This window comes from Pseudomonas sp. KBS0710, from assembly GCF_005938045.2.
In the GTDB taxonomy this organism is placed as follows: domain Bacteria; phylum Pseudomonadota; class Gammaproteobacteria; order Pseudomonadales; family Pseudomonadaceae; genus Aquipseudomonas.
Window position 1 is genome coordinate 3867057 of the sequence record NZ_VCCF02000001.1, and the last position, 23305, is coordinate 3890361.

Sequence of the window (23305 nt, forward strand, 5' to 3'; positions counted from 1 at the left end):
TGGGAGCGGGCTTGCTCGCGAAGGCGTCGGTACAGGCGCCTAAGTCGCCGGCCGAATAGCCTTGATGAGCTGCTGCAACGAATACCCCAACCGCGGCGCCAACGCCTCGGCGCGCGCCGTGAGGGCACCCAGATCAAGCTCTTGATCCAGCTCCGAAGGCACCAGCAAAATCACATTGCCCTCCTTCACCGGCAGTTCCCAGTAATGCCGGTGATACAACCCGCGCAGCAACGCTGCACCCAGCGGCTTGCCGTCGTCAGTCGCCCACTGGTTGATCACCAGCCAGCCGCCGGGGTTGAGCTTCTTCTGGCAGTTCTCCAGGAAAGTCCAGGCCAGGTGCCCCACGCCAGGGCCGACATCGGTGTACAGGTCGACAAAGATCAGGTCGGCCGACTCGGCGGTATCGAGCAATTGCAGCGCGTCACCGATGCGGATGTACAGGCGCGGGTCGTCATCCAGCCCCAGATACTCGATGGCCAGGCGCGGCACATCCGGGCGCAGCTCAATAGCCTCGACGTCTTCCAGCGGCAGGAACTTGAGGCACGCCTGGGTCAGCGTACCGGCGCCCAGGCCGAGGAACAGCGCGCTCTCCGGCTGCTCATGGCACAACGCGCCAATCAACATCGCGCGGGTGTAGTCGTACTCGAGCCAGCTCGGGTCGGCGGTAAACACGCAGCTTTGCTCAATGGCATCGCCAAACTCGAGAAAACGGTAATCGGCCACTTCGAGCACACGGATCATGCCGAAATCATCATGGACTTCGGCCAGCAGGCGCTCGACACGCTCCTCGCTCATCACTACTCCTAAAGGGTTTACCGCACGGCAAAGGCGCGATTGTCGGCCAAGCGGCGGCAACAGGTCACGCACTAATTGCTGCTAACATTGGCGCCCCACCGTCAATCAACCTATCGAGTTCATGATGAGCCAACCCTGGAGCCCCGACAGCTGGCGCGCCCTGCCGATCCAGCAACAACCGCAGTACCCGGACGCTGCGCACTTGCTGCAAGTGGAACAAAGCCTGGCCAGCTACCCGCCGCTGGTGTTTGCCGGGGAAGCCCGCGAGTTGCGCCGTCAGTTTGCCGAAGTGACCCAGGGCCGCGCCTTCCTGTTGCAGGGTGGCGACTGCGCCGAGAGCTTTGCCGAGTTCTCCGCCGCAAAAATCCGCGACACCTTCAAGGTGCTGCTGCAGATGGCGATTGTGATGACCTTCGCCGCCGGTTGCCCGGTGGTCAAGGTCGGACGCATGGCCGGCCAGTTCGCCAAGCCACGCTCGGCCAACGATGAAACCATCGACGGCATCACCCTGCCCGCCTACCGTGGCGACATCGTCAACGGCATCGGCTTCGACGAAAAAAGCCGTGTGCCGGACCCGGACCGCTTGCTGCAGTCCTACCATCAGTCCACTGCCACCCTGAATTTGCTGCGCGCGTTTGCCCAGGGCGGGTTTGCCGACCTGCACCAGGTGCACAAATGGAACCTGGACTTTATTGCTAACTCCGCGCTGGCCGAAAAGTACAGCCAATTGGCCGACCGCATCGACGAAACCCTGGCGTTCATGCGTGCCTGCGGCATGGACAGCTCGCCACAATTGCGCGAAACCAGTTTTTTCACCGCCCACGAAGCGCTGCTGCTGAACTATGAACAGGCCTTCGTGCGCCGCGACAGCCTGACCAACGACTACTACGACTGCTCGGCCCATATGCTCTGGATCGGCGACCGCACGCGGCAGTTGGACGGCGCTCACGTCGAGTTCCTGCGCGGGGTCAACAACCCGATCGGGGTCAAGGTCGGCCCGAGCATGAAGCCTGAAGACCTGATCCGCCTGATCGACATCCTCAACCCGGACAACGACCCAGGCCGCCTCAACCTGATTGCGCGCATGGGCGCTGGCAAGGTCGGCGACCACCTGCCCAACCTGATTCGTGCGGTACAGCGCGAGGGCAAGCAGGTGCTGTGGAGTTCGGACCCGATGCACGGCAACACGATCAAGGCCAGCAGTGGCTACAAGACCCGCGACTTTGCACAGATTCTTGGCGAGGTGAAGGAGTTCTTCCAGGTGCACCAGGCCGAGGGCAGCTATGCCGGCGGGATTCATATCGAGATGACCGGGCAGAACGTTACCGAATGCATCGGTGGCGCACGGCCGATTACGGAAGATGGCTTGTCGGACCGTTATCACACCCATTGCGACCCACGGATGAATGCCGACCAGTCGCTGGAATTGGCGTTTTTGATTGCTGAGACATTGAAGCAGGTCAAACGCTGAGGATTTAGTTGCCTGGGCCGACGCCATCGCGGGCAAGCCAGCTCCCACAAGGGAATGCATTCCAAATGTGGGAGCGGGCTTGCCCGCGATGGCGTCCTAAAGTTCAACACCCAAGCTGAGCATCGCCACCCGAAGCCGCGCCGCACTCGGCCGCTGGCAGTTGAGCTGCACCTGTTCCAGCCCAAGCCAGTGCGCCATCTGCCGCAGATTCAGTGCCAACGCCTGCATCCCTTCCTCATCCAGCCCCGGCTCCTCCTCATGCACCGCATGCACTGCCAGGCGCCCATTCGCGCGCTCGGCACGCAGGTCAACGCGGGCGGCGATCCGCTCGTTGTGCAAAAACGGCAGCACGTAATAGCCATACACCCGCTTGTCCTGCGGCGTGTAGATCTCCAGCCGGTAGCGAAAATCGAACAGACGCTCGGTGCGGCTGCGCTCCCAGATCAGTGAATCGAACGGCGACAGCAAAGCGCTTGCCGGTACTTTGCGCGGCACTTTAGGTTCGGGCAGGCAGTACGCTGGTTGTTTCCAGCCGTGTACCTGGCACACCTGCAACTGCCCATCTTCGACCAACTCAGCGAGGCGGCCACGGCTGTCGGCGGGGTCCAGGCGGAAATAGTCGCGCAGATCTTTTTCGGTGGCGACGCCCAATGCAGTCGCGCTGTGCAGCAGCAAACCGCGCTGAGCCTCGGCTTCATTCACAGACGCTTGAAGCATGTCGGCGGGAATGACCCGTTCGGGCAAATCATAAAGTCGCTCAAAACCGCGCCGCCCCGCGACGGTGACCAAACCGGCAGCGAACAACCATTCCAGCGCGTGTTTTTCATCACTCCAATCCCACCACGGGCCGGCACGTTCCTCGCGGGTAGACAAGCTGCCCGCGCCCAATGCGCCCTGCTGCTCAACGGTGTGCAGCACACGCTGGATAGTGGCCTGCTGCTCACGCCCAAAGCGTGCCATCTGCGAATAAATGCCCTGCCCCAACTTCGCTCGCTCCATGCGCCAGCGCATCAACGGGTACAGCGCCATGGGCAGCAAAGAGGCCTCATGGCCCCAATACTCAAACAACGAACGCCGCCGCCCCTGGCTCCAGGCAGCGTGCTCAAGGATCAACGGGGAGTAATTGCCCAGCCGCGAAAACAGCGGCAGGTAATGCGAACGCACCACGGCATTGACCGAATCGATCTGCAATACACCCAACCGCTCAATCAAACGGTTAAGGTGCGCAGCCTTGATCAAGGCTGGCGCCTGGCGCCCGGAAAAACCCTGGGCCGCCAGTGCCATGCGACGCGCTTGCTTGAGGGAAAAGGACAGGTCGGCGGGCATGGTTCTCTCCGTGTGGGCTCACCGACCACCCTACTGCATCCCGGCTTATTTTCGCAGCGGGTCTTGCCAGAAATGCAGGTGACGCTCCTGCTCGACATCGCCGCGATTGAGCCCGATGTCCTTAAGCGCTTCGTCGCTCAAGCTTGCCAGGGTGTGGCGCTCTTCATGCAGCGCCTGCCAGCGGGCAACCGTGCGCAACAGCCCGGAAAACGGGCGCTTGCCCAACAATACAAAACCTCTTTGACCTTTCATCTTCTCGCCCTCCAGTGGGGATGGCGTAAGTGTGTGCCTGGCCTTATGATCAATCCAACGAATGTTTTTTATGCAACACATCTCGGAGATTGATCAATTGTCCGGCTACCCCAGCATCGACACCGAAGTGCTGCGCACCTTCGTCGCCATCGCCGACCAGGGCGGCTTTACCCGCGCAGGCGAACTGATCAACCGCACACAATCGGCGGTGAGCATGCAGATGAAACGCCTGGAAGAAGACGTGCTGCAGCGCAAGCTGTTCGAGCGTGATGGCCGACAGGTGAGGCTCACGCCGGAAGGTCAGGTATTACTGGGTTATGCACGGCGCATCCTGAAACTGCACAGCGAGGTGTTCAACACCCTGCGCGAGCCGCATATGGTCGGATTAGTGCGCATCGGCACGCCGGATGACTACGTGATGCGCTTTCTGCCGGGCATTCTCAAACAGTTTTCCAAGGCCTACCCACTGATCCAGCTCGAGATGCACTGCGAGTCGTCATCGGTACTGATGCAGCGCAGGGACTTGGCACTGACCGTCATCAGCCGTGAACCCGGCAAGGAAATCGGCGAGTTGTTGCGCACCGAGCGCATGGTGTGGGCTGCCTCACCGTGCTTCTGCGTGGACGAGCACGAGGCACTGCCCCTGGCGGGTTCCGGTACGGACTGCCTTTACTACCAGTGGACCCGAGCAGCGCTGGATGCAGCCGGGCGCGACTATCGTATGGCGTACCACAGCTCTAACGTGGCGGCGATCCAGGCGGTGGTTAACGCCGGCCTGGCAGTGATGGTGTGCATGGAAAGCCTGGTGACCGACGACTTGCGAATCATGAGCAGTGACGAAGGCTTTCCGCCACTGCCCTCGATGAACCTGCACTTGTTGCGCAACCCGGCGATGACCTCGCCGATCACCGAATGCCTGGCGCAATACATCGTCGAAGGCTTCAGACTTTAAAGGTCAACATCACCGCACACACGGCCAGAAAGCCACAGAACAGCCCGCGCAACACGCGCTCCGGCAGCGCGTGGGCGACTTTCACGCCCCAACTGATGCTAAGCAGGCCGCCCACCGCCAGCGGCACACCGATCATCCAGTCCACCTCATGGTGCCAGGCGTAGGTAACCAGCGTCACGCCAGTGCTCGGCAGTGCCAGGGCCAGCGACAAGCCTTGCGCAACCACCTGGGTGGTGCCGAACACGCTGGTCAGCACCGGCGTGGCAACCACCGCACCGCCCACGCCAAACAACCCCCCCATGGAACCGGACGCGGCACCCAACACGCCAAGCCATGGCCAGGAATAACGCATTTGCGCAGTCGGCGGTGCATTGCGGGTGAACAGGCGCAGCAGGTTGTACGCCGCCAGCGCCAGCAAAAACGCGATAAAGCCAATACGCATGGCCCCGGCGTCCAGGCCCACCGCCCAGATCGAACCGAGCCAGGCAAAGCTGAAACCCATGACCCCCAGCGGCAACGCGTGACGCAATTCAATCCGGTTGCGCTGGTGATAACGCCACAAAGCCAGCATCACGTTGGGCACGACCATCACCAAAGCCGTGCCTTGGGCAATCTGTTGATCCAGGCCAAACAGCACCCCCAGCACCGGGATTGCGATCAGCCCGCCACCAATGCCAAACAAGCCGCCGACCGTACCGAGCGCCGCGCCCAATACCAGATACATTGCCAAATCCACCACAGCTCACCACTCCAGAAACCCAGGCCTTGCATGCTACGCAGTCGGCTCTAGCGTGGAAACGCACAGCAACGCACAATGGCTGTGCCAATCTCGCATAAGCAAACGCCCATGAACCCGAATACCCTGACCGATCAGCTCAGTCTGTTTCTGGACGTATTGGAAACCGGTAGTTTTTCCGCCGCCGCGCGCCGCCATCCATTGACACCCTCGGCGGTGGCGCGGCGCATCGACAGCCTGGAAAGCTCGGTGGGCAGCCGCCTGCTCCAGCGCAGCACCCACGCGGTGAAGCCCACGCCGGCGGGCCTGGCCTTCGCCGAGCGGGCGCGGCGGATCGTCAACGAGTTGCAACTGGCCCGCGCCGAGGCTGTGTCCTTGAGCCATGCTCCGGAAGGTTTGATTCGGGTGGACGCCCCCGCCGCCTTTGGTCGACGCCACTTGGCGCCGGTGATTGCCGACTTTTTGAACGTGTACCCAGGGCTGGACGTGCACCTGCACTTGATTGACAGCTTTGTCGATATGCAGGGCGCGCACCTGGGCAAAGTCGATCTGGTGCTGCGCGCCGGGCATATCGTTGACACGCGCCTGGTGGCCACGCCCCTGGCGAGCATTGTGCGCATCGCCTGCGCCAGCCCGGCCTACCTCAAACGCCATGGCACGCCGAGCCACCCACGCGAACTGAGCGAGCATGATGGTCTGGACTGGGACGGCCTGGCGCCGATGTTCGCCTGGCGCTTCGAGCTGGATGGGCGCCGTACTCTCTACCGGCCGCGCCGTATCCGGATGAGCGCCAACAATGCCGAAGCCCTGCTGTCCGGCGCCCTCGCCGGGCTGGGCATTGCGCACCTGCCCACATGGCTGGCCAGCGAATACCTGGTGCGCGGCGAGCTGTTGCCACTGTTTTGCGAAAACGGTCTGCCCAACCCGGAAACTGCCGGCATCTACGCGTTGCGCCTGGAACAGCAACCGAATGCGCGCAGCCGCTTGCTGCTGGAATACCTCAAATCGCGTTTCAGCCCGGTGCCGCCATGGGATCTGGCGCTGCAAAGCGGCTTGGTCTGACCGGCGCGTCAGAATTATCTGGCGCATTAAAGGTTTGCCCGCTAGATTCCTGGGCATACACGTTTTTTAAGGCACCCCCATGAGCAAAAATCCCGACCCGTGCGAACACCTGATGCTGGACAACCAGCTGTGTTTCGCCCTGCACTCCACGTCGTTGCTGATGACCAAGGTGTACAAGCCCTTGCTGCAAGCCCTCGGCCTGACCTACCCGCAATACCTGGCCATGATGGTGCTGTGGGAAGAGGATGGTTTGACCGTCGGCGAAATCAGTCACCGCCTGCTCACCGACCCGGGCTCCCTCACGCCATTGCTCAAGCGCCTGGAAGCCGAAGGCCTGCTCAGCCGCACCCGTAAGCGCGAAGACGAGCGGGTGGTGGTGGTGGAACTGACTGAAGCGGGGCGTGCCTTGCAGGACAAGGCGATGGGGATTCCGCAGTGCATCCTTGGGGCGAGCGGCTTGCAGCTTGAACAGTTGCGCAAGCTGCAGGCGGATCTGGTGGCGTTGCGTAGTAATTTGCAGGGCGCTGTCTAAAGGCAACATCGCATAAAAATGTGGGAGCGGGCTTGCTCGCGAATGCGGTGTATCAGTCGCCAGATGTGCTGACTGACACACCGCATTCGCGAGCAAGCCCGCTCCCACACTGTTTTTTTGTTAAGCCAAATATTTTGTAAATTTATCTTGCGCACTAAATATTAGCGCTATATATTCGACTCACCAACTACTTAGCGCACAAACATTTAGCGCTAACAATCAAAGAGGACGACACCATGCAAACGCTCTATACCGCAGTAGCCACCGCCACCGGCGGCCGTGATGGTCGCGCTGTTTCCAGCGACAACATCCTCGACGTCAAACTCTCCACGCCTAAAGAACTGGGCGGCGCTGGCGGCCAGGCCACCAACCCGGAGCAACTGTTTGCCGCCGGCTACTCAGCCTGCTTTATCGGCGCGCTGAAATTCGTCGCCAGCCAGACAAAACGCAAAATCCCGGATGACGCTTCGATCACCGCCCACGTCGGCATCGGTCAAATCCCCGGCGGTTTCGGTCTGGACATCGACCTGCACATCAGCCTGCCGGGCCTGGCACAAGACGAGGCGCAAAGCCTGGTCGACGCCGCGCACCAGGTGTGCCCGTACTCCAACGCCACCCGTGGCAACGTCGATGTGCGCCTTCATGTGACGGTCTGATTGACAGACGTGCACAAAAAAGCCCGACGCTAGGTCGGGCTTTTTTTGTCGTACGGTTTGGCCAGAATTACTTCTTGGCGCGACCTTTGTACGAACCACCTTCACGGGTGTCGATCTCGATCAGGTCGTCGATTTCGATGAAATCAGCAACTTGCAGCTCGGTACCGTTAGCCAGTTTGGCAGGCTTCATCACCTTGCCCGAAGTGTCGCCGCGAGCGGAACCCTCGGTGTAGGCAACTTTACGCACGATGGTGGTCGGCAGCTCTACGGAAACCAGACGGTCTTCGAAGAAGATCGCTTCGCAGACGTCTTCCATGCCTTCTTCCACGAACGGCAGAACGGCTTCGATATCTTCAGCGTTCAGCTCGTACATGGTGTAGTCGGTGGTGTCCATGAACGTGTAGGTGTCGCCGCTGATGAAGGACAGGGTCGCTTCTTTGCGGTCGAGGATCACGTCGTCCAGTTTGTCATCGGCGCTGTAGACGATCTCGGTCTTGTAACCGGTCAGCAGGTTCTTCAGCTTGGTCTTCATGATTGCGCTGTTACGACCAGACTTGGTGAACTCAGCTTTCTGAACCAGCCAAGGGTCGTTTTCGAGACGGATCACTGTACCGGGTTTCAGTTCTTTACCAGTTTTCATTGCATATATCCGAAATTTGGATGGGATTTACAAAATTCAAGGTGGCGTATCATATCCAACTTTCATAAAACTGTACCAGCGCCGTCGCAAGATCGGCCTGCAAGCCCTGTTCCAGACACCAGGTTTGCGCGTGCAGGTGTACCTCCGGCCAGTGTTCCATGAGCATTTTCCACGCTTGAGCCATATCGCCATCAGCGTTCCAGGCTTGCCACAGGGTAACAACAGCGACCTTGGCGGCGGGCGATAAGGCGGCGGTGTAGAGCGCCAGGAAAGCATCCAGCTTGTCCAGATGGATGTCTTCGTCCTGGCGGTAGATGTGCCACAACAACGGCCGCCCGGCCCATTGGGCACGCACAAACGAGTCTTCGCCACGCACGGCGTTGAAGTCGCAGCACCACAGCAGGCGGTCATATTGTTCCTGGCGCACGAACGGCAGCACCTGCACGGTCAGGGCCCCGCGCTGGTGCACATCGCCCACCGCCAGCGCCTCGACCCCGAGCCAGCGCTGCACATCGCCGAGGATGCGGCCTTCGGGCACCAGCAGATGAGTGGCATGCCCATCCGTCGCCAACACGTCCAGCCAGCTGGCAAGCCCGGCATTTTCATAGGCAAACAACGACATCAGCCGCGCACCCGCTACCGGAACTACGCCTATAGACTGGAGGAATTGTTGCTGCGCGGCGCCGTCTTGCTGAAATGCCTGACGCTGTTCCAATAACCCGCCTTCGCGTAACAGCCCACCCGTGCCCGGACGAAACCCCGGGAAGAAGAAGTACTTTTGCACGCCCTTGAACTTCACCGACGGCAGGCGGTGGCAGCCCACCACCCAGTCTTCGGCGCTGAGGTAATCGAGGTTCATCCACAGGGGCGTGCGTTCGCACGCGGCCATGGCTTCCATGTAATCGGGCGGCAACTGGCAAGCGAAGGCGGCGATCACCACGTCGGCTGACGGTGTTTGCGGCCATTCAGCCGGCCAGTAGCGCACTTCAACGCCCTCTTGCCACTGCTGATCCAACTGCACATCGATCTCGGGGCACATGCGCTCAAAGGCGCGCAGGTCATCGACCCACAAACGCACTTCGCAGCCATGCTCCACCACCAATTGCCGGGCCAGGCGCCAGGTCACGCCGATGTCGCCGTAGTTGTCGACGACGCTGCAAAAAATATCCCAGCGGGCTTTCATTCCGGGCTCCAACATTCAAAGGCTCGATTGTCCGCATAAATGCGCCGATGCAGAAGGCTTGATCGCGATTATTCTGCACAGTGGCTGTGCGACAATCGCCGCTGCGCCACTAATGCCTGCCAGGAGGCCATCATGTCTGAACGTCCGTTGTCGCTGTTCAAGCTCAGTGCTGCCGTGGCTTTTGGCCTGTGGCTGGGGTTTATCGCCATTGTGCTGACCGCCTGGCTGGCCTCGCGCTACCTGTTCCCGCAAAGCCTCGCCCCCGTGGCTCAAGCGGTTCAACAAATAGGCAAACCGGCCGCTGTGGCGCCTGAGCCGCCCAACCGAATGTTTGAGCAGTACACCGAGAACCTGCGCAAGCAGGAACAGCAACAAACCCTGGACCAGGCGCGCAACAATGCGCGCAACCTGTCCAACCCCAAATGCCAGTTCTGGCTGCAACAAGACCAGAACGCGCCCAATGAAAAGAGCAAGGCGAATGTCCTGCAATTCTGCGATTGATGACCATGAATAAACACGCCGTGCTCCAGTTGATCCTGGACAAACTCGCCCTGGACCTGGATATCGCCCAACGTGCCGCGCAGACCGCCTACGAAACCGCGACCCACGAAGAAAATATCGCCGAAAACAAGTACGACACCCTCGGGTTGGAAGCCTCTTATCTGGCGGCCGGGCAAGCCAAACGCGTCGAGGAAATCAAGCAATCGCTGACGCTCTGCCAGAACCTGCCACTACGCGCCTACGATGATCAACGCGGGATAGAGGTCGGCACGCTACTGGGCCTGGAAGACGAGAACGGCCGCCAGCAGTGGCTGTTCCTGGCGCCGGATGCAGCCGGGCTGAAAGTGGATGTGGTGGGCCAGCCGGTGACCGTCATCACCCCGCGCTCGCCCTTGGGCAAAAGCCTGATGGGCAAATTCGAAGGCGATGAGGTGGAGATTCTGGTGGCGGGCGCTCGGCAACACTTCACGGTTACCGAGGCCAGATAAACCACTCAGTGCACGGGCAATTCAACGCCGTCAAACAGCTCTTCCAGTTCCTGCTTGTTATGGCACTGGATCGCCTTGGCCATGACTTCACGGGTCAGGTGCGGCGCAAACTTCTCGATGAAGTCGCACATGAAGCCCCGCAGGAAGGTGCCACGGCGGAAGCCGATCTTGGTCACGCTGGACTCGAACAACTCGCTGGCGTCGAGCACCACCAAGTCTTTATCGAGGTTGGTATCGACCGCCATCTTGGCGACAATGCCCACGCCCAGGCCCAGGCGCACGTAGGTCTTGATCACGTCGGCGTCGGCGGCGGTGAACACCACTTTCGGCGTGAGGCCGCGATGGCTGAAGGCTTCATCGAGCTTGGAGCGGCCGGTAAAACCGAACACGTAAGTGACGATCGGGTATTCAGCCAGGGCTTCGAGGGTCAGCTTCGGCAGCTTGGCCAACGGGTGGCCCTGGGGCACGACCACGCAACGGTTCCAGCGGTAGCACGGCATCATCACCAGGTCGCCGAACAGCTCAAGGGCTTCGGTGGCGATGGCAAAATCGACAGTGCCGTCAGCGGCCATCTCGGCGATCTGCATCGGCGAACCCTGGTGCATGTGCAGGGCCACATCGGGGTATTGCTTGATGAAATCGCGGATCACCGGCGGCAAGGCATAACGCGCCTGGGTGTGGGTGGTGGCAATCGACAGGGTGCCTTTCTTCTCGTTGGAGAATTCCTGGGCGATCTGCTTGATGCTTTCGACTTTGCGCAGGATCTCGCCGGCGGTGGTGATGATGCGCTCACCGGCCGGGGTAACGCGGGTCAGGTGCTTGCCGCTGCGCGCGAACACCTCAACGCCCAGCTCGTCTTCGAGCAGGCGGATCTGCTTGCTGATACCGGGTTGCGAGGTGTAAAGGCTTTGAGCGGTAGCGGAAACGTTGAGGTCGTGGTGCGCCACTTCCCAGATGTAGCGCAGTTGTTGAAGCTTCATATATGTCCCTCAAAGCGGATAGACGCCACGGGTATCAGCGACGGTATATAACTATATTAAAGGTCAGACAGATAAATCTAGAACTTTTTATCGTTTTTTACCATCACACATCATCACTGCGTCGACGCTGCAATGACGGCACCATGTAAACCGGCACTGTTGCCAACTGCAGCACCCGCGCCGCCGTACGCCCAAGCGGGGTGGCAGCCGCGGTTGCGTGGCTATGACTACCTACGATCAACAGGTCAACGGAAAGTTTACGCAGCTGGTCGAGAATCACCTCGCACGGGTCCCCCTGGATCACGCGCACCGAACGAATCAACTGCAAGTCTTGCTCGCCCTCCCCCAACTCCTCGCGAAAACTGTCGAGCACCCGTTGCTCGATGGTCGCCATCACCGTATTCAGGCCCTGGCTCTGCCATTCGCTCAGGGCCTTCTCATCAAGGTAGCTCTGCAACACCGATTCGGCGAACAAGCCAATCGGCTCGACCACATGGATCACATACAAATCCGCCTTGAACGTTCGGGCCAGCGCCAGCGCATGTTGCATGACATACGGCGCATACAGACCGAGGTCCGTGGCATACAGCATCGAACGAATCATAGAACCTCCTGGACTGCCAGGATGGCGGGGTTTGATTGAGCTTAGCAGCTAGCTCTCGGTCTGGATTCTCAACTCATTGCTGATGCCATGGGGCACATGCCCGGTGGTCACCACCTCCCTGGCTTTCTCACAATGACCGGCCTGGTCATCGAAAAATACATCGGCGGCGAACGCTTCCAGAAACGCGGATTTTTCCAGGCCGCCAAGGAACAGTGACTCATCCAGGCGGATGTCCCATTCGCGCAAGGTGCGAATCACCCGCTCATGGGACGGCGCCGAACGCGCCGTGACCAGGGCAGTGCGGATCGGGCAGGCCTCGTCCGCAAACTCGCGCTGCAACAGGTTGAGCGCCGCCAGGAAGCCCTTGAACGGGCCGCCGTGCAAAGGCTCGCGTGCCGACTCGCGCTCGCTGGCATGAAACGCTGCTATCCCACCGGTTTGATACACACGCTCGGACTCATCGGAAAACAGCACCGCATCGCCGTCGAACGCAATGCGCAGTTCTTCGCTCGATGCCCGGCGCGCGCCGCCGGACAGAATCGTCGCCGCAGCAAAACCTGCATCCAGGGCACTGCGCACGTCTTCAGCATGGGTGGACAAAAACAGATGACAACCAAACGCGGCCAAATAAGGATAGGGGCTACGCCCACCGACGAAAGCGGCGCGGGAAATATCCAGGCCGTAATGCTGGATCGAATTGAACACGCGCAAACCGGTATCGGCACTGTTGCGTGACACCAGTACCACTTCGACGCGGGCACGCCCGAGGCTGGCGTTGAGGCTCAGCAGCTTCTTGACCAGCGGGAAGGCGTCGCCAGGTTCGAGGGTTTCTTCCTCGTGTTCGATCTGGTACTTGCGATAGGCCTCGACCCCTTCGGTCAGGTAGACCTTGTGGCTGTCGCTCAGGTCGAACAGTGCCCGCGACGAAATCGCCAGCACCAGTTTGTCACCCAATCCTTTCGCCATGGTGTTTCTCCCCGAATCAGCGGTTGCGCCGATCAATAAAACTCAAGGCCTGGTAGAGCGCCTGCATACGTGGCAATTCGCAGCCCGCGGCTTTGGCAGCGGCCAATGGCCGGGCGTAGATCGCCGCCAGTTCCAGCGGGCGTTTGTGCACGTGGTCGTGGTACATGCTGGGCAGGTAGTCAGCCATCGTGTCGGTCATGGTGAGCATTTGCTCGACGTAACTGCCGGGAATTTCATGGCCACAGGCGTGGGCGCCCTTCACCACTTCAGTCATCAAGGCCTGGATCAGTTCGCGACTGGACTCATCGGCCATCATCGCGCTGGTGCCGGTGCCCAGCAACACCGAGAGGCCATTGAACGGCACATTCCAGACCAGTTTATGCCAGCGGGCCTGGTGTACATTGGCCATCGCCTGGGATTCGATACCGGCCTGGTGAAACAGCGCGGCGCCCTCTTCGACAATGGCTTGCTGGCGTGCCTCATCGTTGGCCGCCGTGCCACTGTGATAGCCAAGATTCACCCGGCCCAACGCCTGATGCTCGACGACGCCCGGCCCGGAACGATGCACGCCGATGTAACACAGGCCACCCAACAGGTGCAGCGACGCTGGCAGGTGTTCGCGCAGGCTGTCTTCGACATCGAGGCCGTTTTGCAGAAGTACTACTTTGGCGCCCGGTGCGGCGACCTGGGCAAGGGTTGGGGCCAGTTCCACATTGCCGGTGGATTTGGTGCCGACCAGCAGCCAGTCGCACGCCGGCATATCGGCAGCCTGGGCATAGGCCTGCACCGGGTGCAGGTGCAGCTTGCCGTGCAAAGTACTGTTGAGGTGCAGGCCATGCTCGGCAACCGCCGCATATTCACTGCGCAACAGAAAGTGCACATCGAAACCGGCACGCGCCAGCATCAGGCCATAGAAACCACCAATGGCACCGGTGCCGATAATGCCGATGCGGGGCGACTGTGCTGTCATGGCAGATCCTCTGGAGTACGGGTAAGTGCTTGATTAATCGCGCCTGTAAGGTCGGGCTGGGTGAGACGCGCCTGTAACTGCCCAAGGAATTGACCCTCGCACACGAGGAACAACGCGGGCAAATGAAAGATCTGGTAGCGTTCGACCGCCCCGCCGTTGTGCCCGGCGTCCACCCAGCACACGCGCTCGACCGGCAACGTCCAGCCCGGCAGTTGCTGGCGTGCCCAACGGCAACTGGAACAGCCTACGCTGGTAAACACCAGCAGCGAAATACCTGGCAATCCCAGCAATTGCTGGTCAATATCCAGGTCGGTCAATTCCAGTTCCTTCACTATACTGCTGCCACTGCCGTCAATTGGACGGTGCTCGGAGTCCGTGTACATGGGTCGTTTTTTACCTCACCCTGATGATGTCGCTGTCGAGTTAATCCAACGTCCCGCCCCTGCTATTCCCCGCCAACGCCTGCACACTATCGGCCTGGGCGGCGTCGCCTGCAATTGCCCGCGTGCCTGGCGCCAGGGCACGGCGGTTGATCTGCGCATCCCGTCACTGGGCGCCAGCGCCCGTTATCCGGGCTATGTGGCCTGGTGTCGCAAAGTCGACAATGGCTACCGCATCGGCATCTCCTTTACCGATGAACATGCCTTGTTTGGTGCGCGCATGGGCGAACAAGTGTGCCAGATCGAACGCTACTGCCGCCTGCACGAAGCCACCGAGCCAACCCCTGCCCAGCTCGAGACCCTGGCCCGTGAGTGGGTTTCGCGCCATACCAGTGAGTTCGCCCACGACACCTTTGTGGCGCCGGTGCTGGATTAAAGCCGGCTTTGCCCATTGTCGCGGCCCCGTGTTACGCGCTAAGGTTCCTCCCCCCTGCATTCAAATCATGCTGTGCCCGCCGCACGGGGATAGCTGGCGGCCGGCACCCGTGACCCTGGCGAGTAACACGATGGCTGATTTACCGATCAATGACCTTAACGTCGAATCCAACGAGACCCTGATCACCCCCGATCAGCTCAAGCGCGAAATCCCTTTGAGCGATGCTGCCCTGCAGACCGTGACCAAGGGCCGCGAAGTCATCCGCGAGATTCTCGACGGCACCGACCACCGCCTCTTTGTAGTGATCGGCCCCTGCTCGATCCACGACCTCAAGGCTGCCCACGAATACGCCGAGCGCCTTAAAGTGCTGGCGGCTGAAGTGTCCGACACCTTGTACCTGGTGATGCGCGTCTATTTCGAGAAACCACGCACCACCGTCGGCTGGAAAGGTTTGATCAACGACCCGTACCTGGACGACTCGTTCAAGATTCAGGACGGCTTGCATATCGGTCGTCAACTGCTGCTGGACCTGGCCGAAATGGGCCTGCCGACCGCAACCGAAGCGCTGGACCCGATCTCCCCGCAGTACCTGCAGGACCTGATCAGTTGGTCGGCCATCGGCGCACGCACCACCGAGTCCCAGACTCACCGCGAAATGGCGTCCGGCCTGTCCTCGGCCGTGGGCTTCAAGAACGGCACCGATGGCGGCCTGACGGTTGCGATCAACGCCCTGCAATCGGTGTCCAGCCCGCACCGCTTCCTGGGTATCAACCAGGAAGGTGGCGTGTCCATCGTCACCACCAAGGGCAACGCCTATGGCCACGTGGTATTGCGCGGCGGCAACGGCAAGCCCAACTATGATTCGGTCAGCGTGGCACTGTGCGAGCAGGCGCTGAACAAGGCCAGGATCAAGCCAAACATCATGGTCGATTGCAGCCACGCCAACTCCAACAAAGACCCGGCCCTGCAACCGCTGGTGATGGAAAACGTCGCCAACCAGATTCTTGAAGGCAACCAGTCGATTATCGGCTTGATGGTCGAGAGCCACTTGAACTGGGGCTGCCAGTCGATTCCAAAAGACCTGGCCGACCTGCAATACGGCGTGTCGATCACCGATGCCTGCATCGACTGGTCCGCCACCGAGACCACCCTGCGCAGCATGCATGCCAAGCTCAAGGACGTATTGCCTAAACGCAAACGCACCTGACCTTAAACTGCGCACACAAAAACGCCGGGCTTAGCCCGGCGTTTTTTATGGTGCGGCTGATCGGTTACAGCTTCGCGGCATGGCGCTGATGGCGCTCCATGTAGCGCTCTACGTAAGAGCACGAAGGGATCACGGTGTACCCGGCCTCTTCGGCGAACTTCAACGCTTCCTCGGTCAGCGCAGCAGCAATGCCACGCCCGCGCAAGGCGTTGGGCACGAAGGTGCGATAGATGTCCAGGGTCTGTTTGCCCAGGTCCATATAGGTCAGATAGGCACGATGACCGTCCACATTGGTCTCGAACTGATGACCAGCCTGGTCATGGTGGATGGACAACGCCTCGCTCATCACTACTCCTCGCGGGTCTTGGATCTCGACCCCTACCTTACCGATGTTTTTCCGGCGAAGGAACATCTACGCCACCCCGTGCCGGTTTCGACAACGAGAAAACCTATAGCGCTTACAACCAGCACGTAGGGAATAGTAGGCACCAATGCTGCAATAGCTCAAGGCGCACTCGTCATCCCCTGCCGCTGGTGGTTACAGAAAGGGCTTCGATCAATCGATGATCGATAGCCTGAACATTGCCGGCAGTTGAAGCTTGAGACGAACTGCCGCTCTTAAAGTCACCTCTAGATGCGCCTACATGCGCAAAAGATGCCGGGCACGGCAAAGGCCAAGTGAAAAAAAGTGTCATCGTAGATATATAAATTTACACCTGCTTGCCCAGCCTGACACAGGCTGGCCGGACCTCTCAGCTTGGATCCAGTTCCCGACAAAATGAAAATTCTTGAGCGGTTTTTATACAAACCTCCAAAAGATTAGCCAAAATAGATACGGCACAAGAATTTTTTTTGCTTCTTGCGCTACGTCAGTTTACTTACTACAAGTAATGAGTAGTATGTACGCCGGCTATCAGCTCACCCTGAGAAAGTAGCCATTTAATAGAAAGTCCTTGAAGGGGAACACGATGAACAACGTTCTGAAATTCTCTGCTCTGGCTCTGGCCGCAGTTCTGGCTACCGGTTGCAGCAGCGTCTCCAAAGAAACCGAAGCTCGTCTGACTGCAACTGAAGACGCAGCAGCTCGCTCCCAGGCTCGTGCAGACGAAGCCTACCGTAAAGCTGATGAAGCTCTGGCTGCTGCTCAAAAAGCACAACAGACTGCTGACGAAGCTAACGAGCGCGCTCTGCGCATGCTTGAAAAAGCAAGCCGCAAGTAATAATCCTTCGGGGTTGTTATCAAGCCGATCCATTCTTGGGTCGGCTTTTTTATTGCCTGAAATTCAGCCCTGAACCCCCGCGCAATAAAAAGCCCGCCGTAGCGCAAGGCTTTGGCGGGCTCTTGATCAACAGGCTTATTGCTGCAGATCGATCGGTGTGCTGGACACCACCGGGGTATTGGCACCCGGTACACCAATCTCGGTGGGCAAGCCATCTTCGGCGGCCACTACGTCACGCACCTGGTCCCAATTGACGCGCAAGTTGTTGGCCAGGTCCTCGCGCTTGAGCAGGGCATTGATGACGGCGGTGTGCTTGTCGACCACCGAAGGCGTGCCATCGTCGTTCAACGGCGTATGCGCCTCAAGGTAGACCTTGCCGCCACTGCTGCCGAACTTGTAGGCATCGTTGATGATGCGCACCGATGTGCCGACCGGCACCATATCGGCCATCTGCAGCACGTTGTTGTTGAACATGCGGAAGCAGCCATGGCTTGTACGCGTGCCGATACCAAATTTCATGTTGGAACCGTGGATCAGATAACCCGGCGTGCCCAAAGTGAACTTGAACGGCCCCAGCGGGTTATCCGGCCCGGCCGGCACTACGTTGGGCAGCGGGTCGCCATTGGCGGCGTGCTCGGCCTTGATCGAGGCCGGCGGGGTCCAGGTCGGGTTGGGGATCTTGCCGGTGATGGTGGTGTGCGCGACCGGCGAACCCCAGCCTTCACGGCCAATGCCCAACGGGAAGGTGTACACCACGTTCTGGCCCTTGGGGTAATAGTAAAGCCGGTATTCCGCCAGGTTGATCACGATACCTTCGCGCGGGCCAGGCGGCAGGATGAACCGCGTAGGCAGCACTATCTCGGTGCCTGCGCCCGGCAACCAGGCATCCACACCGGGGTTGGCCGCGACCATTTCCGAATAGCCCAGGTCATAGGTGGTGCCCAGGTCGGCAAAGGTGTCTTCGTACTTGGCCTTGATCACCTGGACCTGACCGACGATGTCTTCACCCGGCGGGGGCAAGGGCAACTGCAAGGCTGACGCCGAACCGGCTGCACACAGGGCAGCAAGAGACAGGCAGCAGGTAACGACGGAAAGGCGCGACAACATCCGGAAAATCCTTCGCAGAACGACGGGTAGGAAAATACTGATTGTATACGTGAAGCGCGATCCAGGCATCACCCTGCCCGCGGCTACTCGAAGCGCAGCTCCGGCCAGATCAGCGGCGTACCGCGCTTTTGCGATTCGAGAATTGCCCGGCACAGCGGGCACAGGCGCTGGTCCTGGAAAATCGCACGATCGACCGATGACCAGCGTGGTTGTGCCGGCAATAAAGTGCCGCAAAGCGTGCGGTCAATCGAGCCACCCAACTCCAGTTGACGCGCGACCAGATGCACCCGGACTTCCTGGCAGGCGAACAGATCCAGCTGCTCGTCAGGCTCGATCAGTTGGTAGTTGAACAGGGACCAGGCAGGGCGCGACATCGGGGGCTCCAGATCGGGGGGGCGCCACCTTAGCCGAAAGCCTGCCGGTAGAAAAGCGTCATAGCAGCGGTTTTAGCGTCGGCCAGACATTTTCCAGCAACTTGCCCTGTGCGCCGACGGCTGGGTGAAGCTGATCGGCCTGCATCAACTCGGGATGGCCGCCCACGCCTTCAAGGAAAAACGGCACCAAAGGGATGTTTTTTTCCTTGGCCAACGCACCGTAAACCTCGGCAAACGCCGTGGTGTATTTCGGGCCGTAATTAGGCGGCAACTGCATGCCCAGCAGCAGCACCTTGGCGCCCTTGGCCTTGGACTGATCAATCATCGACGCAAGATTTTGTTTCAATTGCGCTGGCGGCTGCCCACGCAGGCCGTCATTGCCGCCCAACTCGAGAATAACCACATCCGGTTTATGCTCTGCAAGCGCCGCCGGCAGCCGCGCCAGGCCTCCGGCACTGGTGTCGCCACTGATGGAGGCATTGACCACTTTATCGTCGAAACCTTCGCTCTTGAGCCGTTGTCCCAGCAACGCTACCCACCCTTTGCTGGTATCCAGCCCGAAACCGGCACTGATACTATCGCCAACGATCAGGACTGTACCCGCCGCTGCGTTCTGGGCCATGCACATCAAGGCCAGGCCAGCACTCAAAAACCACATTCGCATCGGATTCTCCATGGGCGCAAGCATTCTCACCGCGCGAAACCTTAGCAAAGTGGTTCCCAGCGCGGAAGGTGAACTGACTATCCTGCACGAACTGAGCCTGGAACTGAACAAGGGCGATAGCCTGGCTATCGTCGGCAGCTCCGGTTCCGGCAAATCCACCCTCCTCGGCCTGCTGGCCGGCCTCGACCTGCCCAGCAGTGGTGAAGTCACGCTCGCAGGCCAAGCCTTGAGCACCCTCGATGAAGACCAGCGTGCGCGCATACGCGCCGAGCATGTGGGGTTTGTCTTCCAATCATTCCAACTGCTCGACAGCCTCAACGCACTGGAAAACGTCATGCTGCCGCTGGAACTGGACGGCCGCAAAGACGCCCGCGAGCGCGCCACCCACCTGCTGGAGCGGGTGGGCCTGGGCCAACGCCTGACCCACTCGCCGCGCCAGCTGTCCGGTGGCGAGCAGCAACGCGTTGCCATCGCCCGGGCCTTTGCCGCCGAACCGGATGTGCTGTTTGCCGATGAACCTACCGGCAACCTCGACAGCCACACCGGCGAGCGCATCAGCGACCTGCTGTTCGAACTCAACAAAGAGAGCGGCACGACCCTGGTGCTGGTCACCCATGACGAGCGCCTGGCCCACCGTTGCCGACGCCTGATCCGCCTTGAAGCCGGCCTGATGGTCGCGCCCCTGGAGCCTTGATGGCACGTTTGCCGCTGTTGCGCCTGTTCAGCCTTGCCATGCGCCAATTGCTGCGCGACGCCCGCGCCGGCGAGTTGCGCGTGTTGTTTTTCGCCCTTCTGGTGGCCGTCACGGCCAGCACCGCCATCGGCTACTTCGGCGCACGCCTCAACGGCGCCATGCTGTTGCGTGCCACCGAATTCCTCGGTGCCGACCTGGTGCTCGAAGGCAGCTCACCGGCCCGCTCCGAGCAAATAAGGTCAGGGACCGAACTGGGCCTGGATCACGCACGCATTGTTGAGTTCTCCAGCGTTATCGCGACCGATAACGGCATCCAACTCTCCAGCATCAAGGCGGTCAACGAGCAGTACCCGTTGCGCGGCGAACTCAAGAGCGCCACTGAGCCCTTCGGCGCAGAAACCGCGGGAGGCGGCCCCAAACCCGGCGAAGCCTGGGTGGAAGCACGGCTGCTGACCGCGCTGGACCTCAAAGTCGGTGACAGCATCGACGTGGGCATGAAAACCCTGCGGCTCACGCACATCCTGACCTACGAGCCCGACCGCGCCGGTAACTTCTATAGCCTCACGCCACGGGTGATGATCAACCTCGCCGACCTCGATGCCACCGGCGTGGTGCAACCCGGCAGCCGCGTGAGCTACCGCGAACTGTGGCGTGCGCCCCAGGGCAGCACGGCGCTGCAAACCTATCGCGACCTGGTCAAGCCCGGCCTTGCCGCCAACCAGCGCTTGCAGGATTCGCGTGATGGCAACCAGCAGATCGGCGGCGCCCTGGGCAAGGCCGAGCGTTACCTGAACATGGCCAGCCTGGTAGCCGTGCTGCTGGCCGGCGTGGCCGTGGCGCTGTCGGCCAACCGCTTTGCCAGCCGCCGTTTCGACGCCAGCGCGCTGCTGCGCTGCCTGGGTTTGTCCCGCCGCGAAACAATGCTGCTGTTCAGTCTGCAATTGAGCGTACTCGGCCTGCTGGCCAGCCTCACCGGCGCCGTGCTCGGCTGGTTGGCGCAATTTGGCCTGTTCTATTTCCTGCATGACCTGCTGCCGGCCGACGTACCGCCCGGCGGGCTGCTGCCGGCGGTGGCGGGTATCGGCACCGGGCTGGTCGCTCTCGCCGGCTTCGCGCTGCCGCCCCTGGCAGCGCTGGGCCGGGTGCCGCCGCTGCGGGTATTGCGGCGCGACATGCTGCCGATCCCTTCCAGCACCTGGATGGTCTATGGCGCGGCGCTGTTCGCCCTCGGCCTGATCATGTGGCGCCTGAGCCTCGACCTGGTGCTGACCTTCGCGTTGCTCGGCGGTGGCGTGATGGCCGCGCTGATCCTCGGCGGCCTGCTGTTGTTGTTGCTGCAAAGCCTGCGTCGTTTATTGGCCCGCGCCTCGCTGCCCTGGCGCCTGGGCTTGGGCCAACTGCTGCGCCACCCCTTGGCGGCGGCCGGCCAGTCCCTGGCGTTTGGCTTGATCCTGTTGTCCATGGGCTTGATCGCCCTGCTGCGCGGTGAGTTGCTCGACACCTGGCAAAACCAGCTACCCAAGGACGCCCCCAACTATTTCGCCCTGAACATCCTGCCGGCCGACAAAGACGCCTTTGGCGCCCGCCTGCTGGAGCTGCAAGCACAAGCGGCGCCGCTGTACCCGGTGGTGCCGGGCCGCTTGATCAGCATTAATGGCGAGCCGGTGCAGGAGATTGTCAGCAAGGACTCCAGTGGTGACCGCGCTGTACAGCGCGACCTGAGCCTGACCTGGGCAGCCGACCTGCCACCGGGCAACGTCCTCACCGCAGGCGCTTGGTGGTCACAGCAACCGGGCGATGGCATCCCAGGCGTATCGGTGGAAGCCAAGGTCGCTGAAAGCCTGAAGCTCAAGCTCGATGATCACCTGGTGTTCACCGTCGGTGGCGAGAACCGCGAAGCACGGGTCACGAGCCTGCGAACCATCAACTGGGACAATTTCCAGCCCAACTTCTTCATGATCTTCCAGCCCGGCACCTTGAAGGACCTGCCGGCCACTTACCTGACCAGCTTCTACCTGGCACCCGGGCATGACCAGCAGATCGTCGACCTGTCCCGTGCGTTCCCGGCCGTCACCATCCTGCAGGTCGAAGCCTTGCTGGAGCAACTGCGCAGCATCCTCGCCCAAGTGACTCTGGCGGTGGAGTACGTATTGCTGTTTGTGCTGGCGGCGGGCATGGCCGTGTTGTTCTCGGGCCTGCAGGCCACCCTGGATGAGCGGATTCGCCAGGGTGCGCTGTTGCGGGCGCTGGGGGCCGAGCGCAAGTTACTGGTCAAGGCGCGGCGGATTGAGTTCGGCTTGCTCGGCGCGGTCAGTGGCCTGCTGGCAGCCCTGGGCACCGAGTTGGTGACCTGGGTGCTGTACCGCTACGCCTTTGACCTGGCGTGGCATCCACACCCGTGGTTGTTGCTACTGCCGGTGATCGGTGCCGTGCTGATCGGCGGCGCGGGTGTATTCGGTACGCGTCGCGCGTTGAATGCCAGCCCATTGACGGTATTACGCGAAGGTTGAAACCAGCGCTGGCCAGTACGCCCGACGGCGTGCCGGCCAGCGTTTACTTCACATACTCGATACCGGTAATCCACCAGCACACCTCGCCGGTCGGCGTCTGCACCATGGCCTCATCGTCAACTTCCTTGCGCAGCAGCGCCCGGGCCATCGGTGAATCGATGGAGATGTAATCCATGCGTTCATAAATTTCGTCATAGCCGACGATCCGAAACCGCTTGGTCTCGCCCTGCTCGTTTTCGATATCGACCCAGGCGCCGAAAAACACCTTGCCCTCCTGCTCGGGCATGTATTCCACCACCCGCATGTCTTCCAGGCGCTTGCGCAGGTAACGCACACGCCGATCAATCTCACGCAGCAGTTTCTTGTTGTATTGGTAATCCGCATTCTCGCTGCGATCGCCCAGGGACGCCGCCCAGGTCACCTTGCGGGTGGTATCCGGACGTTTTTCACGCCACAGGTAATCCAGCTCTTTTTTCAGCGCTTCATGACCTTCTTTGGTAATCAGCTTGGTACTCAAACGCGTGCATCCCCAGACAATGTCCAATGGTGCCGATACGCCAAGGCATCACGCCCTGGCGCCGGCCGGCTGGGGTTGATGA

The 23305-nt window shown here is 60.7% G+C and carries 28 protein-coding genes; 12 read left to right on the top strand and 16 right to left on the bottom strand.

Annotation, left to right across the window (positions count from 1 at the left end):
- Positions 1-39: 39 nt before the first annotated feature.
- Complete coding sequence (locus FFI16_RS17525) at positions 40-795, bottom strand: spermidine synthase (RefSeq protein ID WP_138816092.1); 756 nt, start codon at positions 793-795, stop codon at positions 40-42.
- A gap of 124 nt (positions 796-919) precedes the next feature.
- Between FFI16_RS17525 and FFI16_RS17530 the strand changes: the two genes are divergently transcribed.
- The gene (locus FFI16_RS17530) at positions 920-2266 is read left to right on the top strand and encodes a class II 3-deoxy-7-phosphoheptulonate synthase (RefSeq protein ID WP_138816093.1); all 1347 of its coding nucleotides are present in this window, start codon (positions 920-922) and stop codon (positions 2264-2266) included.
- 96 nt (positions 2267-2362) lie between these two features.
- Here the strand turns inward: FFI16_RS17530 and FFI16_RS17535 are convergent, their stop codons facing one another.
- Together FFI16_RS17535 and FFI16_RS17540 are read right to left on the bottom strand one after the other, a co-directional pair.
- On the bottom strand, positions 2363-3592 hold the full coding sequence (locus tag FFI16_RS17535) for a winged helix-turn-helix domain-containing protein (RefSeq protein ID WP_138816094.1): 1230 nt from the start codon (positions 3590-3592) through the stop codon (positions 2363-2365).
- Between the two features lie 45 nt (positions 3593-3637).
- Positions 3638-3844, bottom strand: coding sequence for a DUF1127 domain-containing protein (locus tag FFI16_RS17540; RefSeq protein ID WP_056857178.1), 207 nt, complete (start codon positions 3842-3844; stop codon positions 3638-3640).
- 70 nt (positions 3845-3914) lie between these two features.
- Here FFI16_RS17540 and FFI16_RS17545 point away from each other — a divergent pair, with 70 nt between their 5' ends.
- A complete protein-coding gene (locus FFI16_RS17545) occupies positions 3915-4796 on the top strand; it encodes a LysR family transcriptional regulator (protein WP_138816096.1) in 882 nt (293 codons plus the stop codon).
- Here FFI16_RS17545 and FFI16_RS17550 read toward each other — a convergent pair.
- Entirely contained in the window at positions 4786-5535 is a 750-nt protein-coding gene (locus FFI16_RS17550; RefSeq protein WP_138816097.1) for a sulfite exporter TauE/SafE family protein, read from the bottom strand. The two genes, FFI16_RS17545 and FFI16_RS17550, sit on opposite strands and share 11 nt — an antisense overlap.
- A 108-nt stretch (positions 5536-5643) precedes the next feature.
- On the opposite strand from FFI16_RS17550, the gene FFI16_RS17555 reads away from it, so the two are divergent.
- The 3 genes from FFI16_RS17555 (at position 5644) to FFI16_RS17565 (ending at position 7782) form a co-directional block, all read left to right on the top strand.
- Positions 5644-6594 (top strand): LysR family transcriptional regulator, encoded by a 951-nt coding sequence (locus FFI16_RS17555; protein ID WP_138816098.1) that lies wholly within the window; start codon positions 5644-5646, stop codon positions 6592-6594.
- A 79-nt stretch (positions 6595-6673) separates the two neighbouring features.
- Positions 6674-7126 carry a MarR family winged helix-turn-helix transcriptional regulator gene (locus FFI16_RS17560; RefSeq protein WP_138816099.1) on the top strand — a complete coding sequence of 151 codons (453 nt, stop codon included), beginning with the start codon at positions 6674-6676 and terminating at the stop codon, positions 7124-7126.
- 236 nt (positions 7127-7362) lie between these two features.
- Positions 7363-7782 (top strand): organic hydroperoxide resistance protein, encoded by a 420-nt coding sequence (locus FFI16_RS17565; RefSeq protein WP_056857183.1) that lies wholly within the window; start codon positions 7363-7365, stop codon positions 7780-7782.
- A 67-nt stretch (positions 7783-7849) separates the two neighbouring features.
- Here FFI16_RS17565 and FFI16_RS17570 read toward each other — a convergent pair whose 3' ends face one another.
- Both FFI16_RS17570 and earP read right to left on the bottom strand, forming a co-directional pair.
- On the bottom strand, positions 7850-8422 hold the full coding sequence (locus FFI16_RS17570; protein ID WP_003218698.1) for an elongation factor P: 573 nt from the start codon (positions 8420-8422) through the stop codon (positions 7850-7852).
- Positions 8423-8471: 49 nt separating this feature from the next.
- Positions 8472-9605, bottom strand: coding sequence for an elongation factor P maturation arginine rhamnosyltransferase EarP (earP, locus tag FFI16_RS17575; RefSeq protein WP_138816100.1), 1134 nt, complete (start codon positions 9603-9605; stop codon positions 8472-8474).
- A 132-nt stretch (positions 9606-9737) separates the two neighbouring features.
- Between earP and FFI16_RS17580 the strand changes: the two genes are divergently transcribed.
- Positions 9738-10106, top strand: coding sequence for a hypothetical protein (locus FFI16_RS17580; protein WP_138816101.1), 369 nt, complete (start codon positions 9738-9740; stop codon positions 10104-10106).
- A 5-nt stretch (positions 10107-10111) separates the two neighbouring features.
- Positions 10112-10594: a GreA/GreB family elongation factor gene (locus tag FFI16_RS17585; RefSeq protein ID WP_138816102.1), complete on the top strand. Its 483-nt coding sequence runs from the start codon at positions 10112-10114 to the stop codon at positions 10592-10594.
- A gap of 5 nt (positions 10595-10599) precedes the next feature.
- Here FFI16_RS17585 and cysB read toward each other — a convergent pair whose 3' ends face one another.
- The 5 genes from cysB to FFI16_RS17610 all read right to left on the bottom strand — a co-directional run bounded on the left by cysB (position 10600) and on the right by FFI16_RS17610 (position 14497).
- Entirely contained in the window at positions 10600-11574 is a 975-nt protein-coding gene (cysB, locus tag FFI16_RS17590) for an HTH-type transcriptional regulator CysB (RefSeq protein ID WP_003189876.1), read from the bottom strand.
- Between the two features lie 103 nt (positions 11575-11677).
- Complete coding sequence (locus FFI16_RS17595) at positions 11678-12178, bottom strand: universal stress protein (protein ID WP_138816103.1); 501 nt, start codon at positions 12176-12178, stop codon at positions 11678-11680.
- Positions 12179-12226: 48 nt separating this feature from the next.
- Positions 12227-13144: a 5'-nucleotidase gene (locus FFI16_RS17600; RefSeq protein WP_138816104.1), complete on the bottom strand. Its 918-nt coding sequence runs from the start codon at positions 13142-13144 to the stop codon at positions 12227-12229.
- A gap of 16 nt (positions 13145-13160) precedes the next feature.
- Complete coding sequence (locus tag FFI16_RS17605; RefSeq protein ID WP_138816105.1) at positions 13161-14114, bottom strand: putative 2-dehydropantoate 2-reductase; 954 nt, start codon at positions 14112-14114, stop codon at positions 13161-13163.
- A complete protein-coding gene (locus FFI16_RS17610) occupies positions 14111-14497 on the bottom strand; it encodes a thioredoxin (protein WP_138816106.1) in 387 nt (128 codons plus the stop codon). The genes FFI16_RS17605 and FFI16_RS17610 overlap by 4 nt, the downstream gene beginning before the upstream one ends.
- On the opposite strand from FFI16_RS17610, the gene FFI16_RS17615 reads away from it, so the two are divergent.
- Positions 14496-14930: a PilZ domain-containing protein gene (locus tag FFI16_RS17615; protein WP_138816107.1), complete on the top strand. Its 435-nt coding sequence runs from the start codon at positions 14496-14498 to the stop codon at positions 14928-14930. The two genes, FFI16_RS17610 and FFI16_RS17615, sit on opposite strands and share 2 nt — an antisense overlap.
- 130 nt (positions 14931-15060) lie before the next feature.
- On the top strand, positions 15061-16137 hold the full coding sequence (locus tag FFI16_RS17620; RefSeq protein WP_138816108.1) for a 3-deoxy-7-phosphoheptulonate synthase: 1077 nt from the start codon (positions 15061-15063) through the stop codon (positions 16135-16137).
- 64 nt (positions 16138-16201) lie between these two features.
- Here the strand turns inward: FFI16_RS17620 and FFI16_RS17625 are convergent, their stop codons facing one another.
- Positions 16202-16483, bottom strand: a complete 282-nt coding sequence (locus FFI16_RS17625) for a GNAT family N-acetyltransferase (protein ID WP_003189869.1) — start codon at positions 16481-16483, stop codon at positions 16202-16204.
- 622 nt (positions 16484-17105) lie between these two features.
- Here FFI16_RS17625 and oprI point away from each other — a divergent pair.
- The gene (gene oprI, locus FFI16_RS17630; RefSeq protein WP_003172710.1) at positions 17106-17357 is read left to right on the top strand and encodes an outer membrane lipoprotei OprI; all 252 of its coding nucleotides are present in this window, start codon (positions 17106-17108) and stop codon (positions 17355-17357) included.
- Positions 17358-17492: 135 nt separating this feature from the next.
- Here the strand turns inward: oprI and FFI16_RS17635 are convergent, their stop codons facing one another.
- The 3 genes from FFI16_RS17635 to FFI16_RS17645 all read right to left on the bottom strand — a co-directional run bounded on the left by FFI16_RS17635 (position 17493) and on the right by FFI16_RS17645 (position 19502).
- Positions 17493-18464, bottom strand: a complete 972-nt coding sequence (locus FFI16_RS17635; protein ID WP_138816109.1) for a L,D-transpeptidase family protein — start codon at positions 18462-18464, stop codon at positions 17493-17495.
- An 83-nt stretch (positions 18465-18547) separates the two neighbouring features.
- The gene (locus tag FFI16_RS17640; RefSeq protein WP_017136142.1) at positions 18548-18838 is read right to left on the bottom strand and encodes a hypothetical protein; all 291 of its coding nucleotides are present in this window, start codon (positions 18836-18838) and stop codon (positions 18548-18550) included.
- A 58-nt stretch (positions 18839-18896) separates the two neighbouring features.
- Positions 18897-19502: an arylesterase gene (locus FFI16_RS17645; protein ID WP_178112689.1), complete on the bottom strand. Its 606-nt coding sequence runs from the start codon at positions 19500-19502 to the stop codon at positions 18897-18899.
- 10 nt (positions 19503-19512) lie between these two features.
- Here FFI16_RS17645 and FFI16_RS17650 point away from each other — a divergent pair, with 10 nt between their 5' ends.
- Positions 19513-20196, top strand: a complete 684-nt coding sequence (locus tag FFI16_RS17650) for an ABC transporter ATP-binding protein (RefSeq protein ID WP_017136140.1) — start codon at positions 19513-19515, stop codon at positions 20194-20196.
- Positions 20196-22706 carry an ABC transporter permease gene (locus FFI16_RS17655; RefSeq protein WP_138816111.1) on the top strand — a complete coding sequence of 837 codons (2511 nt, stop codon included), beginning with the start codon at positions 20196-20198 and terminating at the stop codon, positions 22704-22706. Before FFI16_RS17650 ends, FFI16_RS17655 begins: the two co-directional genes overlap by 1 nt.
- 43 nt (positions 22707-22749) lie before the next feature.
- On the opposite strand, the gene greB is transcribed toward FFI16_RS17655, so the two are convergent.
- The gene (gene greB, locus FFI16_RS17660; protein WP_056857197.1) at positions 22750-23223 is read right to left on the bottom strand and encodes a transcription elongation factor GreB; all 474 of its coding nucleotides are present in this window, start codon (positions 23221-23223) and stop codon (positions 22750-22752) included.
- Positions 23224-23305 lie beyond the last annotated feature (82 nt).

What these genes read in the sequence shown, in the direction of transcription:
- FFI16_RS17525 (WP_138816092.1), bottom strand. Translation starts at nt 795, where the DNA reads ATGAGCGAGGAGCGTGTCGAGCGCCTGCTGGCCGAAGTCCATGATGAT.
- FFI16_RS17530 (WP_138816093.1), top strand. Translation starts at nt 920, where the DNA reads ATGAGCCAACCCTGGAGCCCCGACAGCTGGCGCGCCCTGCCGATCCAG.
- FFI16_RS17535 (WP_138816094.1), bottom strand. Translation starts at nt 3,592, where the DNA reads ATGCCCGCCGACCTGTCCTTTTCCCTCAAGCAAGCGCGTCGCATGGCA.
- FFI16_RS17540 (WP_056857178.1), bottom strand. Translation starts at nt 3,844, where the DNA reads ATGAAAGGTCAAAGAGGTTTTGTATTGTTGGGCAAGCGCCCGTTTTCC.
- FFI16_RS17545 (WP_138816096.1), top strand. Translation starts at nt 3,915, where the DNA reads ATGCAACACATCTCGGAGATTGATCAATTGTCCGGCTACCCCAGCATC.
- FFI16_RS17555 (WP_138816098.1), top strand. Translation starts at nt 5,644, where the DNA reads ATGAACCCGAATACCCTGACCGATCAGCTCAGTCTGTTTCTGGACGTA.
- FFI16_RS17560 (WP_138816099.1), top strand. Translation starts at nt 6,674, where the DNA reads ATGAGCAAAAATCCCGACCCGTGCGAACACCTGATGCTGGACAACCAG.
- FFI16_RS17565 (WP_056857183.1), top strand. Translation starts at nt 7,363, where the DNA reads ATGCAAACGCTCTATACCGCAGTAGCCACCGCCACCGGCGGCCGTGAT.
- FFI16_RS17570 (WP_003218698.1), bottom strand. Translation starts at nt 8,422, where the DNA reads ATGAAAACTGGTAAAGAACTGAAACCCGGTACAGTGATCCGTCTCGAA.
- earP (WP_138816100.1), bottom strand. Translation starts at nt 9,605, where the DNA reads ATGAAAGCCCGCTGGGATATTTTTTGCAGCGTCGTCGACAACTACGGC.
- FFI16_RS17580 (WP_138816101.1), top strand. Translation starts at nt 9,738, where the DNA reads ATGTCTGAACGTCCGTTGTCGCTGTTCAAGCTCAGTGCTGCCGTGGCT.
- FFI16_RS17585 (WP_138816102.1), top strand. Translation starts at nt 10,112, where the DNA reads ATGAATAAACACGCCGTGCTCCAGTTGATCCTGGACAAACTCGCCCTG.
- cysB (WP_003189876.1), bottom strand. Translation starts at nt 11,574, where the DNA reads ATGAAGCTTCAACAACTGCGCTACATCTGGGAAGTGGCGCACCACGAC.
- FFI16_RS17595 (WP_138816103.1), bottom strand. Translation starts at nt 12,178, where the DNA reads ATGATTCGTTCGATGCTGTATGCCACGGACCTCGGTCTGTATGCGCCG.
- FFI16_RS17600 (WP_138816104.1), bottom strand. Translation starts at nt 13,144, where the DNA reads ATGGCGAAAGGATTGGGTGACAAACTGGTGCTGGCGATTTCGTCGCGG.
- FFI16_RS17605 (WP_138816105.1), bottom strand. Translation starts at nt 14,114, where the DNA reads ATGACAGCACAGTCGCCCCGCATCGGCATTATCGGCACCGGTGCCATT.
- FFI16_RS17615 (WP_138816107.1), top strand. Translation starts at nt 14,496, where the DNA reads ATGGGTCGTTTTTTACCTCACCCTGATGATGTCGCTGTCGAGTTAATC.
- FFI16_RS17610 (WP_138816106.1), bottom strand. Translation starts at nt 14,497, where the DNA reads ATGTACACGGACTCCGAGCACCGTCCAATTGACGGCAGTGGCAGCAGT.
- FFI16_RS17620 (WP_138816108.1), top strand. Translation starts at nt 15,061, where the DNA reads ATGGCTGATTTACCGATCAATGACCTTAACGTCGAATCCAACGAGACC.
- FFI16_RS17625 (WP_003189869.1), bottom strand. Translation starts at nt 16,483, where the DNA reads ATGAGCGAGGCGTTGTCCATCCACCATGACCAGGCTGGTCATCAGTTC.
- oprI (WP_003172710.1), top strand. Translation starts at nt 17,106, where the DNA reads ATGAACAACGTTCTGAAATTCTCTGCTCTGGCTCTGGCCGCAGTTCTG.
- FFI16_RS17635 (WP_138816109.1), bottom strand. Translation starts at nt 18,464, where the DNA reads ATGTTGTCGCGCCTTTCCGTCGTTACCTGCTGCCTGTCTCTTGCTGCC.
- FFI16_RS17640 (WP_017136142.1), bottom strand. Translation starts at nt 18,838, where the DNA reads ATGTCGCGCCCTGCCTGGTCCCTGTTCAACTACCAACTGATCGAGCCT.
- FFI16_RS17645 (WP_178112689.1), bottom strand. Translation starts at nt 19,502, where the DNA reads ATGCGAATGTGGTTTTTGAGTGCTGGCCTGGCCTTGATGTGCATGGCC.
- FFI16_RS17650 (WP_017136140.1), top strand. Translation starts at nt 19,513, where the DNA reads ATGGGCGCAAGCATTCTCACCGCGCGAAACCTTAGCAAAGTGGTTCCC.
- FFI16_RS17655 (WP_138816111.1), top strand. Translation starts at nt 20,196, where the DNA reads ATGGCACGTTTGCCGCTGTTGCGCCTGTTCAGCCTTGCCATGCGCCAA.